Annotated in this window: 14 protein-coding genes; 7 read left to right on the forward strand and 7 right to left on the reverse strand. The window is 73.2% G+C overall.

Annotation, left to right across the window (positions count from 1 at the left end; translation table 11 throughout):
* Nucleotides 1-91: 91 nt before the first annotated feature.
* The gene (locus tag ACFYMU_RS17665; protein WP_388373728.1) at nucleotides 92-448 is read left to right on the forward strand and encodes a YciI family protein; all 357 of its coding nucleotides are present in this window, start codon (nucleotides 92-94) and stop codon (nucleotides 446-448) included.
* On the opposite strand, the gene ACFYMU_RS17670 is transcribed toward ACFYMU_RS17665, so the two are convergent.
* Together ACFYMU_RS17670 and ACFYMU_RS17675 are read right to left on the reverse strand one after the other, a co-directional pair.
* Nucleotides 449-1,468, reverse strand: a complete 1,020-nt coding sequence (locus ACFYMU_RS17670) for an MASE1 domain-containing protein (protein WP_388373730.1) — start codon at nucleotides 1,466-1,468, stop codon at nucleotides 449-451.
* Between the two features lie 83 nt (nucleotides 1,469-1,551).
* Entirely contained in the window at nucleotides 1,552-2,907 is a 1,356-nt protein-coding gene (locus ACFYMU_RS17675) for a PP2C family protein-serine/threonine phosphatase (protein WP_388373732.1), read from the reverse strand.
* 533 nt (nucleotides 2,908-3,440) lie between these two features.
* Between ACFYMU_RS17675 and ACFYMU_RS17680 the strand changes: the two genes are divergently transcribed.
* Nucleotides 3,441-4,742 (forward strand): RNA polymerase sigma factor, encoded by a 1,302-nt coding sequence (locus ACFYMU_RS17680; protein ID WP_388373734.1) that lies wholly within the window; start codon nucleotides 3,441-3,443, stop codon nucleotides 4,740-4,742.
* A 15-nt stretch (nucleotides 4,743-4,757) separates the two neighbouring features.
* On the opposite strand, the gene ACFYMU_RS17685 is transcribed toward ACFYMU_RS17680, so the two are convergent.
* A complete protein-coding gene (locus ACFYMU_RS17685; protein WP_388373735.1) occupies nucleotides 4,758-5,930 on the reverse strand; it encodes a methyltransferase domain-containing protein in 1,173 nt (390 codons plus the stop codon).
* Between the two features lie 90 nt (nucleotides 5,931-6,020).
* Between ACFYMU_RS17685 and ACFYMU_RS17690 the strand changes: the two genes are divergently transcribed.
* The 3 genes from ACFYMU_RS17690 to groL all read left to right on the forward strand — a co-directional run bounded on the left by ACFYMU_RS17690 (nucleotide 6,021) and on the right by groL (nucleotide 9,505).
* Complete coding sequence (locus tag ACFYMU_RS17690) at nucleotides 6,021-7,010, forward strand: polysaccharide deacetylase family protein (RefSeq protein WP_388373737.1); 990 nt, start codon at nucleotides 6,021-6,023, stop codon at nucleotides 7,008-7,010.
* Between the two features lie 408 nt (nucleotides 7,011-7,418).
* Nucleotides 7,419-7,727, forward strand: a complete 309-nt coding sequence (groES, locus tag ACFYMU_RS17695) for a co-chaperone GroES (RefSeq protein ID WP_014178834.1) — start codon at nucleotides 7,419-7,421, stop codon at nucleotides 7,725-7,727.
* A 152-nt stretch (nucleotides 7,728-7,879) separates the two neighbouring features.
* On the forward strand, nucleotides 7,880-9,505 hold the full coding sequence (gene groL / locus ACFYMU_RS17700; protein ID WP_388373739.1) for a chaperonin GroEL: 1,626 nt from the start codon (nucleotides 7,880-7,882) through the stop codon (nucleotides 9,503-9,505).
* 138 nt (nucleotides 9,506-9,643) lie between these two features.
* On the opposite strand, the gene ACFYMU_RS17705 is transcribed toward groL, so the two are convergent.
* From ACFYMU_RS17705 to ACFYMU_RS17715, 3 genes are all read right to left on the reverse strand, one after another.
* A complete protein-coding gene (locus tag ACFYMU_RS17705) occupies nucleotides 9,644-10,351 on the reverse strand; it encodes an ester cyclase (RefSeq protein WP_388373741.1) in 708 nt (235 codons plus the stop codon).
* A 116-nt stretch (nucleotides 10,352-10,467) separates the two neighbouring features.
* Nucleotides 10,468-11,241 carry an SDR family NAD(P)-dependent oxidoreductase gene (locus tag ACFYMU_RS17710; RefSeq protein ID WP_388373743.1) on the reverse strand — a complete coding sequence of 258 codons (774 nt, stop codon included), beginning with the start codon at nucleotides 11,239-11,241 and terminating at the stop codon, nucleotides 10,468-10,470.
* Between the two features lie 174 nt (nucleotides 11,242-11,415).
* Complete coding sequence (locus ACFYMU_RS17715) at nucleotides 11,416-12,090, reverse strand: MOSC domain-containing protein (RefSeq protein ID WP_388373745.1); 675 nt, start codon at nucleotides 12,088-12,090, stop codon at nucleotides 11,416-11,418.
* Nucleotides 12,091-12,170: 80 nt separating this feature from the next.
* Here ACFYMU_RS17715 and ACFYMU_RS17720 point away from each other — a divergent pair, with 80 nt between their 5' ends.
* Complete coding sequence (locus tag ACFYMU_RS17720) at nucleotides 12,171-13,067, forward strand: LysR family transcriptional regulator (RefSeq protein WP_388373746.1); 897 nt, start codon at nucleotides 12,171-12,173, stop codon at nucleotides 13,065-13,067.
* Between the two features lie 95 nt (nucleotides 13,068-13,162).
* Here ACFYMU_RS17720 and ACFYMU_RS17725 read toward each other — a convergent pair whose 3' ends face one another.
* Nucleotides 13,163-13,495: a WhiB family transcriptional regulator gene (locus ACFYMU_RS17725; protein ID WP_388373748.1), complete on the reverse strand. Its 333-nt coding sequence runs from the start codon at nucleotides 13,493-13,495 to the stop codon at nucleotides 13,163-13,165.
* A 379-nt stretch (nucleotides 13,496-13,874) separates the two neighbouring features.
* On the opposite strand from ACFYMU_RS17725, the gene ACFYMU_RS17730 reads away from it, so the two are divergent.
* Nucleotides 13,875-14,486 (forward strand): response regulator transcription factor, encoded by a 612-nt coding sequence (locus ACFYMU_RS17730; protein ID WP_003948568.1) that lies wholly within the window; start codon nucleotides 13,875-13,877, stop codon nucleotides 14,484-14,486.
* The last annotated feature ends 54 nt before the right edge of the window (nucleotides 14,487-14,540 follow it).

Here is a 14,540-nt window from a genome sequence, read left to right on the forward strand (position 1 = left end):
TCTTCCGCGGCTCGTGTCGATCCGCACCGCCACCGTTCGACGCAGGGGTGGGAGACCGGGAGAAGCCCGGTCCCGTACCACGGGAGTCACCATGCCGCGTTACATGTCCCTCGTGCGCATCGACGAGACCACCGCGCCCCCGGAGGGCCCCAGCCCCGAGATGATGGAGCGCATGGGGGAGCTCATCGAGGAGATCACCAAGGCGGGGGTGATGCTCGACACCGCCGGCCTGACGCCGACCGCGCAGGGCACGCGGGTGCGCTGGGAGGGCGGGAGGATCTCCGTCACGGACGGGCCGTTCACCGAGTCCAAGGAGGTCATCGGCGGCTACGCGATCATGCAGTGCAAGGACCGTGCCGAGGCGATCGAGTGGGCCAAGCGGTTCCTGAAGGTGCATGAGGAGCACTGGACGGTCACCTGCGAGGTGCGCGAGATCGCCGAGGGCTGATCACGGCGGTTCCCGGCTCCGTCCGCCGCCCTCTTCCGCGCCGCCCCTGTCGTCGGGGAGCGCGGGGCGGCGGACGCCGTCGGGCGCGCTCCTCGTCACCATCTCGGCCAGCTGGCCGCAGGCCAGCTCGATCTCCGCATGGGTCTGGTTGCGCTCGGTGACGGACGCCGCCAGCACCAGCGCGGTGAGGGCGGCGGAGGCGTTGAACGCCTGCAGGGTGATCATGGTGGTGAGCAGGTCGTGACCCTCGAACGGGCCCGAGCGCTGAGCGGCGGCGACGACCGCGAAGACCGACACGGCGAGCGCGCAGGGAGCGGCACCCGCCAGCTGGAAGCGGAAGGCCGCCCAGATCAGCAGCGGGAAGGCGAGGAACATGAGCGGCACCTCGGAGGTCTCCAGGACGCCGGCGCCGAGGGTGGCCGCCACCAGCAGTGCTCCCTCGCACCATCGTGACGCCCGGACCTTCCCCGGCCGGTGCGCCGAGCGCAGGACGAGCAGCACCGGCGCGACCACCAGGACGCCCATCGCGTCACCGGTCCACCAGACCGACCACGTCGGCCAGAACCCGGCGGGGGGCAGCGCATCGGCGAGGAGCAGGGTGGTGCTGCCGACCGTGGCGCTGACCAGCATGCCGGTGAACGCGCCGAGGAGGATGAGCGCGAGCGCGTCCCGCAGCCGGTCCATCTCCGGACGGAACCGGACGCGGCGCAGCAGTGCGTACGAGCAGAGGAGGGCGAGTGTGTTCCCCAGCGTGATCGCGAGGACGGCGGGGACGGACGGCCCGAGCGCGATGTTGACCAGGAACGCGCCGATCGCGATCCCCGGCCAGATCCAGGGGCCGATCAGGAGCAGCCCGGCCAGGGCGATCCCGGTCGGCGGCCACAGCGGGGTGACCTGGCCGCGCACCAGCTGCTGCAGCAGCCCCAGCCGGGCCGAGCCGTAGTACAGCGCGGTGACCGCGCAGATCTTCAGCGCGGCCACGCCACCGCGCCGCAGCCTCTCATGCCGCGCGACAGTCATCGGGAGTCTCTCTGTCGGCTTCGTCCCGTAGTCCATCGTCCGTCGATCGCGCGTGTTCCACCATGTCACCGGCGAATGCCCGGCTACGAGGCGGCCGCCCGGCCGGTCGGCGGGGTGCGCAGGGCGAGGATCGCCATGTCGTCGTGACCGTCGCTGGGGTGGTGGTCGGCCAGCGCCCGGACGAAGTCCTGCAGCGGCAGCCCGGCACGGGCCGTGGCGAGAGCGGCGAGCTCGTCCAGGCTCTCGTCGATGGGGTGGCCGGGGTGTTCGACGAGCCCGTCGGTGAAGAAGACGACGGTGCTGTCCGGGGGCAGCGGGCGGGTGTGGTCGGGGCGGGGCAGGTCGGGGTCCACCCCGAGCGGTGGCCCGGGCTCGGCGAACAGGTACTCCGCCGTCCGGCCGGGGGTGAGCAGCAGCGGGGGGACATGGCCCGCGGTGCTCCAGTGCAGCCGCCAGGCGGGGCCGTCGGGTTCGATGCGGGCCAGGTTGGTGGTGGTGACGGGGTTGTCGGTGATGGCCTGGAGGGTGCGGTCGAGCCGGGTGAGGACCGCACTGGGCGGACTGCCGCGGTCGAACAGCAGGGCACGCAGCATGTTGCGGGTGGAGGCCATGGCGGCCGCGGCGTGCAGATCGTGGCCGACCACGTCGCCGATGACGACCGCCACCACTCCGTCGGGCAGCAGGATGGCGTCGTACCAGTCCCCGCCCACCCGGCTGGGCTGGGCGGCGGGCCGGTAGATGGCCGCGGCGGTGAACGGCCGCAGATCGGGCAGGGTCGGCAGCAGGAGCCGCTGGAACTGCTCGGACCCCGCACGCACCCGCTCGAACAGGCGGACGTTCTCGATCGCGATGCCGGCGGCACTGGCCAGGGCGACGACGATGTCCTCGTCGTGGACGTCGAAGGGCCGGCCGTCGCGTCGCTCGCAGAGGTAGAGGTCGCCGTAGACCGCGCCGCGGACCCGGATGGCGACCCCGAGCAGGCTGCCCATGTGCGGATGGCCGTGGGGGAACCCGATGGAGGCCGGGTGGCCGGAGATGTCCTCGATCCGCAGGGGGCCGGGGTGGTGGATCAGATACCCGAGGACGCCTCGGCCGCGCGGCAGGTCGACCCCGGCCAGGGCGGCACGCTGCTGCTCCGACAGCCCGGCGGTGATGAACTCGTCCAGACAGTCCCCGGACTCGTTGAGGACCCCCAGCGCCCCGTAGCGGGCGCCCGCCAGGTCCATGGCGGTGGTCACGATGCGGTGCAGCACCCCGGGCAGCTCCACCTCCCGGCTGATGGCCACCACCGCGTCCAGCAGCCCCTGCAGCCGCTCCGTGGCCGTGAGCAGGGCGCGCAACTGCTCGTCGATCCGTCCCAGTTCCTCGCGCAGCCGCAGCCGCAGGTCGGGAAGGCTCGGCGGCTGCTCCTGGTCCCGCCCCTCGCCGCTCCCCGCCATCACGGACGCCCGGCGGCCTGATGCACGGACCCGGCACCGTGCCCGGCCGTCCCCGTGGGCGGGAAGAGGGCAGGATCCGTCCGGAGGTCACCGCGGATCCGCTCCACCAGCCACTCACCCGAGCGGTACACCCCGGCCTCCCGACCCGACCGTGATCAAACAGGCCCACAGCGTGGCACGACCGGACGGCCCGTCCCGGCCATTGCTCCGAAAGCGGCATGCCCCACCGAGCGCCGACGGACCCGGCCGCGGCACGAGGCCGCCACCGCCCGGCACCGGCCGCCCGCCCCGGAGGCGGGCGGGGCGTGGCTCCCCCGGCTCGTTCCGCGACAGACTGGGCTCCCGGGCCCGCGGGGCCGTACGGACGGGGCCCGGCCCCGGAGGGCCGCACGTACCGGACCTGCTGGGCCCGCAGAGCTGCACGGACCGGACGAGTCGGCCCGCAGGGCTGCACGGACCGGACGTGCCGGGCCGCAGGGACGCGCGGGCCGGACGTGCCGGGCCCGCAGAGCCGCATGCACCAGGAGGCAGCCATGACACCGAAGCCCACTGCCGCGGCGGCCGGTGCCATCGAGACCGTGTTCCGGATGGAGTCGCCGCGCGTCATCGCCGGCGTCGCCCGGATCGTCCGGGACGTCGGCATCGCCGAGGAACTGGCGCAGGACGCGCTGGTCGCCGCCCTGGAGCAGTGGCCGCGCGACGGGGTGCCCGACAACCCCGGCGCCTGGCTCATGACCACCGCCAGGCGGCGCGCGATCGACCTCGTCCGCCGCCGGGAGCGGTACGCGCGCAAGCTGGCGGAGGTCGGGCGGGACCTGGAGGCGGCGCCGTACCACGTCGACGAGCCGTCCCACCCCGACGACATCGACGACGACCTGCTGCGGCTGGTCTTCACCGCCTGCCATCCCGTGCTGTCCGCCGAGTCCCGCATCGCGCTCACCCTGCGGCTGCTCGGCGGGCTGACCACGGCCGAGATCGCCCGCGCGTTCCTGGTGCCGGAGGCCACCGTCGCCCAGCGCATCGTGCGGGCCAAGCGGACGCTCGCCGCGAAGGGAGTCGCCTTCGAGGTGCCGTACGGGCCGGACCGCGAGGCCCGGCTCGACTCCGTGCTGGAGGTCATCTACCTGATCTTCAACGAGGGGTACGCGGCCACCGCGGGCGACGACCTGCTGCGCCCCGCCCTGTGCGAGGACGCGCTCCGGCTGGCCCGCGTGCTGGCCGAGCTGATGCCCAAGGAGCCCGAGGTGCACGGGCTGGCCGCGCTGCTGGAGTTCCAGGCGTCCCGCTCGGCCGCCCGCACCGGACCCTCCGGCGAGCCCGTCCTGCTCAAGGACCAGAACCGGGCCCGGTGGAACAGGATGCTCGTCGCACGCGGCATCGCCGCCCTCGGCCGCGCCGACGCGGTGTCCCCCAGGCCCTCCGCCCTGCTCGAACAGGGCGGACCCCCGTCCGGGGCCCCGGGGCCGTACGCCCTCCAGGCCGCGATCGCCGCCTGCCACGCGCACGCCCACACGTACGAGGACACGGACTGGGCGACCATCGCGACCCTGTACGGCCTGCTGGCCGCCCGGTCGCCGTCGCCCGTGGTCGAGCTGAACCGCGCGGTCGCCGTCTCCATGGCGCAGGGCCCGGGCCCGGCCCTGGAGATCGTCGACCGGCTCGCCGCCGAGCCCGCCCTGCGCGACTACCACCTGCTGCCCAGCGTCCGCGGCGACCTGCTGGCCCGGCTGGGGCGCGGCGCCGAGGCCCGTGCCGAGTTCCTGCGGGCCGCCTCCCTCGCCCGCAACGACCGGGAGCGGGAGCTGCTGCGGGCGCGTGCGGAGGAGTGCCGGTAGGGCGGCCGGCTGCCGTCAGGCGGGCCGGCCCAGCAGCATCGTCGGCGCCCCCGCCACCCGCGTCAGGAACACGGTCACCGCGTTCGGCCCCTGCGGCCTGGGCAGGACCTTGCGCCGCAGCTCTTCCGGCTCGACCGCCGAGCCGCGCTTCTTGACGGTCAGGACCCCGACCTCCCGCTCCCGCAGCAGCGCCTTCAGCCGCTTCGCGTTGAAGGGGAGCCGGTCGGTGATCTCGTACGCGGTGGCGTACGGCGAGGCGCGGAGCTCGTCCGCCGTGACATACGCGATCGTCTCGTCGATCAGCCCCCCGCCCAGGTCGTCGGCCACCTCGGCCACCAGGTGCGCGCGGATCGCGGCGCCGTCGGGCTCGTAGAGGTAGCGGCCCGGCGGGCGCACCGGCGGGTCGGGCAGGCCCCGGCCGAGCAGCGTGCGCGGGCCCGGCAGCAGCGTGGCCCGTACGAGCCCGGGTTCCGTGCCGAACCACAGCACCGCCTCCTTCACGTCGCCGCCGTCCGAGATCCACTCGGCCTCCGCCTCGGCGGGCACCGCCTCGTGGGGGATGCCCGGCGCGACCTTCAGGGCGGCTCGCGGGGCCTTCAGCGCCGTGGCCACGGCCCAGGACAGCGGGGGCGAGTACGCCTCCGGGTCGAAGACCCTGCCTCTGCCACCCCGCCGCGCGGGGTCCACGAACACCGCGTCGTACGGCGACGTGTCCACTTCCGCGACGTCCGCCTCGCGCACCTCGATCAGCGCGGACAGGCCCAGCTCCTCGGCGTTGGCGCGGGCCACCGCCGCCGTCCACGGGTCCCGGTCCACGGCCAGGACCCGGATGCCGGCCCGGGCGAGCGCGATCGCGTCGCCGCCGATGCCGCAGCACAGGTCGGCGACGGAGGACACGCCCAGCTCCCGCAGCCGCCGCGCGCGGTGGGCGGCGACCGCGGTCCTCGTGGACTGTTCGACGCCGTTCGGTGTGAAGAACATCCGCTCCGCGTCCACGGCGCCGAACTTCGCCGCCGCCCGCGCCCGCAGCCGCGCCTGGGCGAGGGCCGCCGAGACCAGTTCGGCGGGGTGCTCGCGGCGCAGCCGGGTGGCGACGGCCAGCTCCTGCGCCGGAGCGGTGCCGCGCACCTCGTCGAGGAGGGCGCGGCCCTCGGGAGTGAGCAGGGACGCGAAGGAGTGGTCGGTCACGGGGCCATTGTCGGCCAGTCGGTGGACGGCGTGCGTCCGGTCGCGGTGTCGGCCCGGCGGGGCCGCCGGCGGCTGGAAGGATCCGGCGCCATGCGACTGGTGCGACAAGACGACAAGAAGTGCGCAGAGCGCCGGAAAGGGCGGGTGGTCCGCGCGCCGCGCGCCGGGACCGCGCCCGTGGCGTGCGCCTTCCCCGTCGTCCCGGCCGTCACCGCCCGCGCAGCCGGCCGCGCCGACGCCGGAGTGCACGACCGGCGGCCCCCGAGGGCGCCGTGGGCGCGGGCCCTGCTCGCCGCCGCACTCGCCGTCGCGCTGGTGTCCGGCTGCGCCCAGTCCGTGGACCCCATCGAACGGCTGGGCAAGAAGGCGGCGCAGGAGATGCACGCCTCGCACGGGCCGCGCGACCGGACCTACCGTCGCTGGGGACTGCCCGCCCCGCTCGCGCCCGCACCCCGGCCGGACCGTTCCCCGGCCTCCGCCGCGGGCCGCGGCGGCCGGGACCTGCCGCTCGTCCTCGACCGCGTTCCCACCCGCGACAAGGTCGTCTTCCTCACCTACGACGAGGGTGCCGAAAGGGACCCCCGGTTCGTCGACATGGTGCGCGAACTGCGGCTGCCCGTCAGCGTGTTCCTCACGGCCGGCGCCGTCGGACGGGGGTACGAGCACGTCGCGCGGCTGCGCGCGGCCGGAGCGGGCATCCAGAACCGCACCCTCGGCCACGCCGGACTGCGCGGCCGTCCCTACGACGAGCAGCGCGCCGAGATCTGCGGCCAGCGGGACCGCATCGGACGCCGCCTGGGCCTGCACCCGCGGCTGCTGCGCCCGCCCTACGGCACCTACGACCGCACGACGCTGCGGGCGGCGGCGGACTGCGGCGTCACGGCCCTGGTCCTGTGGCGCCCCAACCCGGACGGGGGGCCCGGCCCGTACGGCAGCGGCACGGCCCTGCGCCCCGGCGACATCGTTCTGGCGCACGAGGCGGGCCGGTCCCGCACGTCCCTCGCGGCGGAGACGGCCCGGCTCCTGCGCCGCGTCCAGGCGAGGGGTTTCACGGTGGGGCGCTTGGAGGACTACCTGTAGCGGACAGGCCGGCGGTGGCGGGGAGGTCGGCGACGGCAGGTGGTCCGGCTGTGGCGGGGGCGGTGCCGGGGGAGGCCGGGCGGCGGCCGTTCGGGCGATCCCGTGCGGAGCGTGGTCCCGGGGGTCAGGCGGGGGTCCCCGGGTCCGTGGGGCCTCTCGGGGCCTTCGGGGGCGGGCCGTTCGGGCCCGAGAAGCGCGGGCCGGTGCCGCGCGACCGGCGCCGCGCCGAGGGCAACTGGCACTCCGCTTGACCGAGTGCTAATCGCGGTCATAGTCTCGGCTCTGGCACTCACCACTGGAGAGTGCCAACACAGCGACGGGCAGGTCCGGCACCCGCGACGACGGATCGACCTGGTCGCCACCTCAGACAGTTAACCCCGTGAGATCTCCGAAGGGGGAGGTCGGATCGTGACGACCGCCAGCTCCAAGGTTGCCATCAAGCCGCTCGAGGACCGCATCGTGGTCCAGCCGCTCGACGCCGAGCAGACCACGGCCTCTGGCCTGGTCATCCCGGACACCGCGAAGGAGAAGCCCCAGGAGGGCGTCGTCCTCGCCGTGGGCCCGGGCCGCTTCGAGGACGGCAACCGTCTTCCGCTCGACGTCTCGGTCGGCGACGTCGTGCTCTACAGCAAGTACGGCGGCACCGAGGTGAAGTACAACGGCGAGGAGTACCTCGTCCTCTCGGCTCGCGACGTGCTCGCGATCATCGAGAAGTAATTCACCGAAGCAGACCGCTGTGAGCTGCGCCCCTGGCCCCCGCGACCGTTGACAAGCCGGGCGCCGGGGGCGCCGTTCGTTTTTCACCGCGATGGCGGCCGCTCGGGCAGGGCGGTGGCCGGGAATCGCAATCGAGAGGACTGAAACGCTCCATGGCGAAGATCCTGAAGTTCGACGAGGACGCCCGTCGCGCCCTCGAGCGCGGCGTCAACAAGCTTGCCGACACGGTCAAGGTGACGATCGGCCCCAAGGGCCGCAACGTCGTCATCGACAAGAAGTTCGGCGCCCCGACCATCACCAACGACGGCGTCACCATCGCCCGCGAGGTCGAGATCGAGGACCCGTACGAGAACCTCGGCGCCCAGCTGGTGAAGGAGGTGGCGACCAAGACCAACGACATCGCGGGTGACGGTACGACCACCGCCACCGTGCTCGCCCAGGCGCTGGTGCGCGAGGGCCTGAGGAACGTCGCCGCGGGCGCCTCCCCGGCCTCCCTGAAGAAGGGCATCGACGCCGCCGTCAAGGCCGTCTCCGACGACCTGCTGGCCACCGCCCGCCCGATCGAGGAGAAGTCCGACATCGCCGCCGTCGCCGCGCTGTCCGCCCAGGACCAGCAGGTCGGCGAGCTGATCGCCGAGGCGATGGACAAGGTCGGCAAGGACGGTGTCATCACCGTCGAGGAGTCCAACACCTTCGGTCTGGAGCTGGACTTCACCGAGGGCATGGCCTTCGACAAGGGCTACCTGTCGCCGTACTTCGTGACGGACCAGGAGCGTATGGAGGCCGTCCTCGACGACCCGTACATCCTGATCAACCAGGGCAAGATCTCCTCCATCGCGGACCTGCTGCCGCTGCTGGAGAAGGTCATCCAGGCGGGCTCCTCCAAGCCGCTGCTGATCATCGCCGAGGACGTCGAGGGCGAGGCCCTGTCCACCCTCGTCGTGAACAAGATCCGCGGCACGTTCAACGCCGTCGCCGTCAAGGCCCCCGGCTTCGGCGACCGCCGCAAGGCGATGCTGCAGGACATGGCGGTCCTCACCGGCGCCACCGTCGTCTCCGAGGAGGTCGGCCTCAAGCTCGACCAGGTCGGCCTGGACGTGCTGGGCTCCGCCCGCCGCATCACGGTCACCAAGGACGACACCACCATCGTCGACGGCGGCGGCAAGAGCGAGGACGTCGCGGGCCGCGTCGCCCAGATCAAGGCCGAGATCGAGACCACGGACTCCGACTGGGACCGCGAGAAGCTCCAGGAGCGCCTCGCCAAGCTGGCCGGCGGCGTGTGCGTGATCAAGGTCGGCGCCGCCACCGAGGTGGAGCTGAAGGAGAAGAAGCACCGCCTGGAGGACGCCATCTCCGCGACCCGCGCCGCGGTCGAGGAGGGCATCGTCTCCGGTGGTGGCTCCGCTCTGGTCCACGCCTCCAAGGTGCTGGCCGACGGCCTCGGCAAGCAGGGCGACGAGGCCACCGGTGTCGCCATCGTCCGCCGCGCGGTCGTCGAGCCGCTGCGCTGGATCGCCGAGAACGCGGGCATGGAGGGCTACGTCATCGCCTCCAAGGTCGCCGACCTGGAGAAGGGCAACGGCTACAACGCCGCCACCGGCGAGTACGGCGACCTGATCAAGGCCGGCGTCATCGACCCGGTCAAGGTCACCCGCTCCGCCCTGGAGAACGCCGCCTCCATCGCCTCCCTGCTGCTGACGACCGAGACCCTGGTCGTCGAGAAGAAGGAAGAGGAGGAGTCGGCCGCGGCCGGCCACGGCCACGGTCACGCCCACTGACCCGGGACGGCCGATCCGCGCCGGGGCCCGGCACTCCGCTCCCGGAGTGCCGGGCCCCGGCGTGTTCCGCCCACCGCCCACCGCCCACCGGCCGGCGGGCCGATCCCGTGGCCCGGTCCCCGTCAGGCCCGGTCCCCGTCAGGTCTCCAGTGCGTCCAGCGCCCCCAACTGGGCCATCAGCCCGAGCCGGTCGTACTGCCACCAGCCCTCGGCGAGCTTCCCGTCCCCGGTGCACCGGAAGACGGTCGTGCCGGTCATGGCGACCTTCCGGCCCGTGGCCGCGATCCCGAGGAACTCGCCCCGGTGCCGCCCGTTCCAGGTCCACCGTGCGCACACCCGGTCGCCCTCGCAGATCTGGTCCTCGACGGTGAACGTGAAGTCGAAGCCGTCCCGCCACAGACGGAGCTCGCGGCGCACGGCGTCCATCCCGATGACCTCCTGCGCGTCGGCGGGATCGTGGTGATGGTGGTCCTCGGTGAGCAGACCGTCGAGCGGCGGCGGCTCGCCCGCACCGGGAAGCAGCTCGAAGAACCGCCGGACGGTGGCCGCGTTCACCTGCTCGTCCCGCACCACCTCCAGGTCGGTGAAGGTGGGCGGCTGCTCGCACAGGGAAGCGATCTCACGGAAGATCCGGCCGGTCTCCGGCAGGTCCGAGTTCCGCATCGCCTCCTCGTACGACGGGAACTCCACGATCTCGACGATGTGCGAGGCGTCGGAGCGGTCCTTGCCGACCACGCTGTGGGTCGCCGTCCGTCTGCCCCGGGTCTGCTCGGCCCATGTGTCCAAGAGCCGGTCCATCTCGTCGAACCGGCTGGTCCTGCAGTCGATGAGCTGCACAAATGTCATGACGCCGCCTCCGGCCCCCCTGGGTCCGGTGTGTAAGGCCATTTTCCCACCCGAGGGGCGGCGCCACCTGTCCTGCCGCGGCTCGCGGCCGTGCCGTCGAAGGCCGCACCGGTGTCCTACTGCGGCCCGTACTTGCGCCCCGTCCGCGAGCTGATCCCGCCCAGCAGCGCCCGCGGCGTCAGCTTCACCACGCCCATCAGCGCCTTGTACCGCGGGTCCGGAACGGACAGCGTCCTGCCCCGGGCCAGGTCCGCGAGCGCCGACGCCACCAGCTTGTCCGCGTCCAGCCACATCCAGTTCGGGATGTTGTCCGTGCCCATCCCGGCCCGCTCGTGGAACTCCGTGCGGACGAATCCCGGGCACAGCGCCATCAGCCGAACCCCCGACCCGGCCAGATCCCGGGCCGCGCCCTGCGTGAACTGCACGACCCACGCCTTGGAGGCGCCGTACGTGCCGCGCGGCACGAAGGCCGCCACCGAGGCCACGTTCACGATCCCGCCGCGCCCGCGCGTGCGCATCGCCTGCGCCGCCGCGCTCGTCAGCCGCAGCACGGCCTCGCAGTGCACCTTGAGCATCCGCAGCTCGTCGGCCATCGGCACGTCGAGAAAGCGGCCCTTGTTGCCGAAGCCCGCGTTGTTGACGAGCAGGTCGACCGGGTTCCTGAGGTCGGACAGGCGCCGGACGACCGCCTCGATGCCGTCGTCGCCGGCCAGGTCGGCCGTCAGGACCTCCGCCTCGATGCCGTGCCGGTCGTGCAACTCGGTCGCCTGTTCCCGCAGTCGCTTGGTGTCGCGGGCCACCAGGACGAGGTCATGGCCGTCGGCGGCCAGCCGGCGTGCGAACGCGGCGCCGATGCCCGCGGTGGATCCCGTAATCAAAGCCGTTGTCATGGGCCAACGATATTGACTGCTCCGCCTTCGGGGAGGAGTGGATTCCGGCTCGCACCGCCGCGTCGCCCGGGAGGGGAGGGACGTGCCCGGTGCCGCGGCGGGCCGCCGAGGCCGACTCCGCCGCCCGCGCGGGCACGTCCGCCGGCTGCGCCGCCGACGTCGCTCCACGCCTCGTCAGTTGTCCGCCGCCTGCTTGCGCGTGTACTCCCGGGCCGCCGCCGCGGTCTCGGGGTGCAGCGTGTCGCCGGCCGCCAGCAGACCGGGCAGCAGCTGCCGTTCCGTCGTGGACGCACGGAACTCGAGGGCGACCGTGATGTCGTGGCCGGGACGGTGCACGATCTCGACGGGATCGCCGGCCCGTATCTCACCCGGCTGGATCACCCGCAGATAGGCCCCGGGCGCCCCCTTGCGCGTGAACCGCCTGACCCAGCCGCGCTCGCCCAGGTGCTCCTGGAAGGTGCGGCACGGAATCCGCCCGGACGTGACCTCCAGCACCACTTCGGGCCCGATGCGCCAGCGCTCGCCGATCAGCGCGCCGGACACGTCGAGCCCCTCGGTGGTGAGGTTCTCGCCGAAGGAGCCGCTCGGCAGCGGCCGGCCCAGCTCTCGCTCCCAGTCGTCCAGGTCCTCGCGGGCGAAGGCGTACACCGCCTGGTCCGCTCCGCCGTGGTGCCGCAGGTCGCACACGGCGTCCCCGGCCAGCCCGCTCGCCCCGACGCCCTTGGGCCCGGGCGCGGTCACCCGCACCGGCCCCTGCACGGGCCGCTTGTCGATGCCGGTCAGGCCGTCCGGCTGGTCGGTGTACTCGACGGCCTCGGGCCGGCCCACGTTCACAGACAGAAGCTTCATGGGCGCACGGTAGGTGATGCCCACTCAAAGCGTCGACGCATTATGCGCCGCGCTGTCCAAGGCTCCCTTATGCTCACAGGGTGATCGAGGCCCGCCATCTCCGTGTGCTGCGCGCCGTGGCCGCGACCGGCTCCTTCTCGGCGGCGGGCCGCGAGCTGGGCTGCACCCAGCCCGCCGTCAGCCAGCAGATGAAGGCTCTGGAGACGTCCGTCGGCACGCCGCTGCTGATCCGCAGCGGCCGCGAGATGCGTCTGACACAGGCCGGCGAGGCGCTGGTGCGGCACGCGGCGGGTATCCTCGCGGGGCTGACGGCCGCCGAGGAAGAGGTCGCCGCCATCGCCGGCCTCAGGGCCGGCCGGGTGCGCCTGGTGTCCTTCCCGAGCGGCAGCTCCACGCTCGTCCCGGCGGCGCTCGCCGCGCTGCGCGCCGCGCACCCCGGCACCCGGGTCTCCCTGGAGGAGGCCGAACCGCCCGAGTCCGTCCAGAAGCTGCGCGCGGGCGACTGCGACATCGCGCTCGCCTTCCGGTACGAGGGGGCGGCGGGCGCCGAGGAGTGGGACGACCTGGTCGTGCGCCATCTGCTCACGGACCGGCTGGTCGGGCTGGTTCCCGAGAGGCACCGCCTCGCCCGCGCCGGGTCCGTCGCGATCGGCGAGCTGGCCGGGGAGCCGTGGATCGCGGGCTGTCCGCGCTGCCGCGGGCAGCTGGTGGAGGTGTGCGAGAGCGCCGGCTTCACGCCCCGCATCGACTTCGCGACCGACGACTACCCCGCGGTGGCGGGGCTGGTCGGCGCCGGCCTCGGGGTGGCCGTGCTGCCGCAGCTCGCGATCGAGTCCGTACGCCCGAGGGGCGCGCGCCCGGTCACGCTGGAACCGGCGGTGCGACGGGAGATCGTCGCTCTCACGCTGCCGGACCTGGCCCAGGTGCCCGCCGTGGCGGCGACCCTGGGGGAACTGGAACGAGCGGCCGGGCGGTAGGGCCGCCGGGCGGTCGGGCCGTCGGGCGCCAGGAGGCGCTCCCGCCGCAAGAAAATGGGCACGCTCACGCGCGCCCGTTCCGCTGAAACGTTCCTTCAGTTGTTCGAGGCGGTCGTGCCCCCACTGCTGGTCGACGCCGGTACCAGCCGGTTCCGTGCCCGGCCCATGAGTTCTTCGCGCTCGTCCTCGGTCAGCCCGCCCCACACCCCGTACGGCTCGCGCACTGCCAGTGCGTGGGCAGCGCACTCCGCGCGCACGGGGCACCTCATGCAGACCTCCTTGGCCGAGTTCTCGCGAGCGCTCCGGGCCGCTCCGCGCTCACCCTCCGGATGGAAGAAGAGCGAACTGTCGACCCCGCGGCAGGCCGCATGGAGCTGCCAGTCCCACAGATCCGCGTTCGGACCGGGAAGGCGGGAGAAGTCTGCCATTGCATGTCCCCTCTTTGCCGTTCTGTGCGGATACGTGCCCCCGACCGTGCATAGACGATCTTAGGAGATGAAAATATGACTCATTGCGAATCTAGCTCCAGACACCAGCAAACGGGAAGAAAAGCGTCTAAATGGGGCATAGGTTGTGATGAAAGTTCGAGGGTCAGCCGCGCATGTCTGCACCGTGTCCGCACCCTCACGTACAGTGCCGAAGATGGCTTGCTGCACCGTAACTCTTTCGAGTGACCATCGTTGAGAGTGCGGAGGCGGTTGAAACAAGAAGCGCTCGGGCAGGCGTCCGAGGGCGTCGACCGCTCAGGTGACGATTCGTACCAGCCTGGAGGCTCAAGGTGACGCGCATCAGCTGCGGAGGGCGGTCATGACATCCGTCCTCGTCTGCGACGACTCCCCGCTTGCCCGAGAGGCGCTCCGCCGCGCGGTGGCGACCGTGCCCGGCGTCGAGCGTGTGACGACGGCGGCCAACGGCGAGGAAGTCCTCCGCCGCTGGGGTGCCGACCGCTCGGACCTGATTCTGATGGACGTACGCATGCCCGGTCTGGGCGGCGTCGAGACCGTGCGCCGGCTGCTGTCGGCCGACCCCGGGGCGCGCATCATCATGCTCACCGTCGCCGAGGACCTGGACGGGGTGGCGCTCGCGGTGGCCGCCGGTGCGCGCGGCTATCTGCACAAGGACGCCTCGCGCGCGGAACTGCGGGCCACCGTCACGCAGGCCCTCGCCGACCCGACCTGGCGGCTCGCCCCGCGGCGGCTGCGCTCGGCCGAGATGGGGGCCGCGCCGACGCTCACGGCGCGCGAGATCCAGGTGCTCGAGGGCATGAGCCACGGCCGCTCCAACGCGGAGATCGGCCGGGAGCTGTTCCTCTCCGAGGACACCGTGAAGACGCACGCCAGGCGGCTGTTCAAGAAGCTCGGCGCCTCGGACCGCGCGCACGCGGTGGCGCTCGGCTTCCGGTGGGGCCTGGTCCGCTAAGTGAGTCACCGCGGGGGTGTGCGGATCCCCGCCTACCGCACGGTGGGCGGGGCT

This window comes from Streptomyces sp. NPDC007264 (assembly GCF_042869095.1).
In the GTDB taxonomy this organism is placed as follows: Bacteria; Actinomycetota; Actinomycetes; order Streptomycetales; family Streptomycetaceae; genus Streptomyces.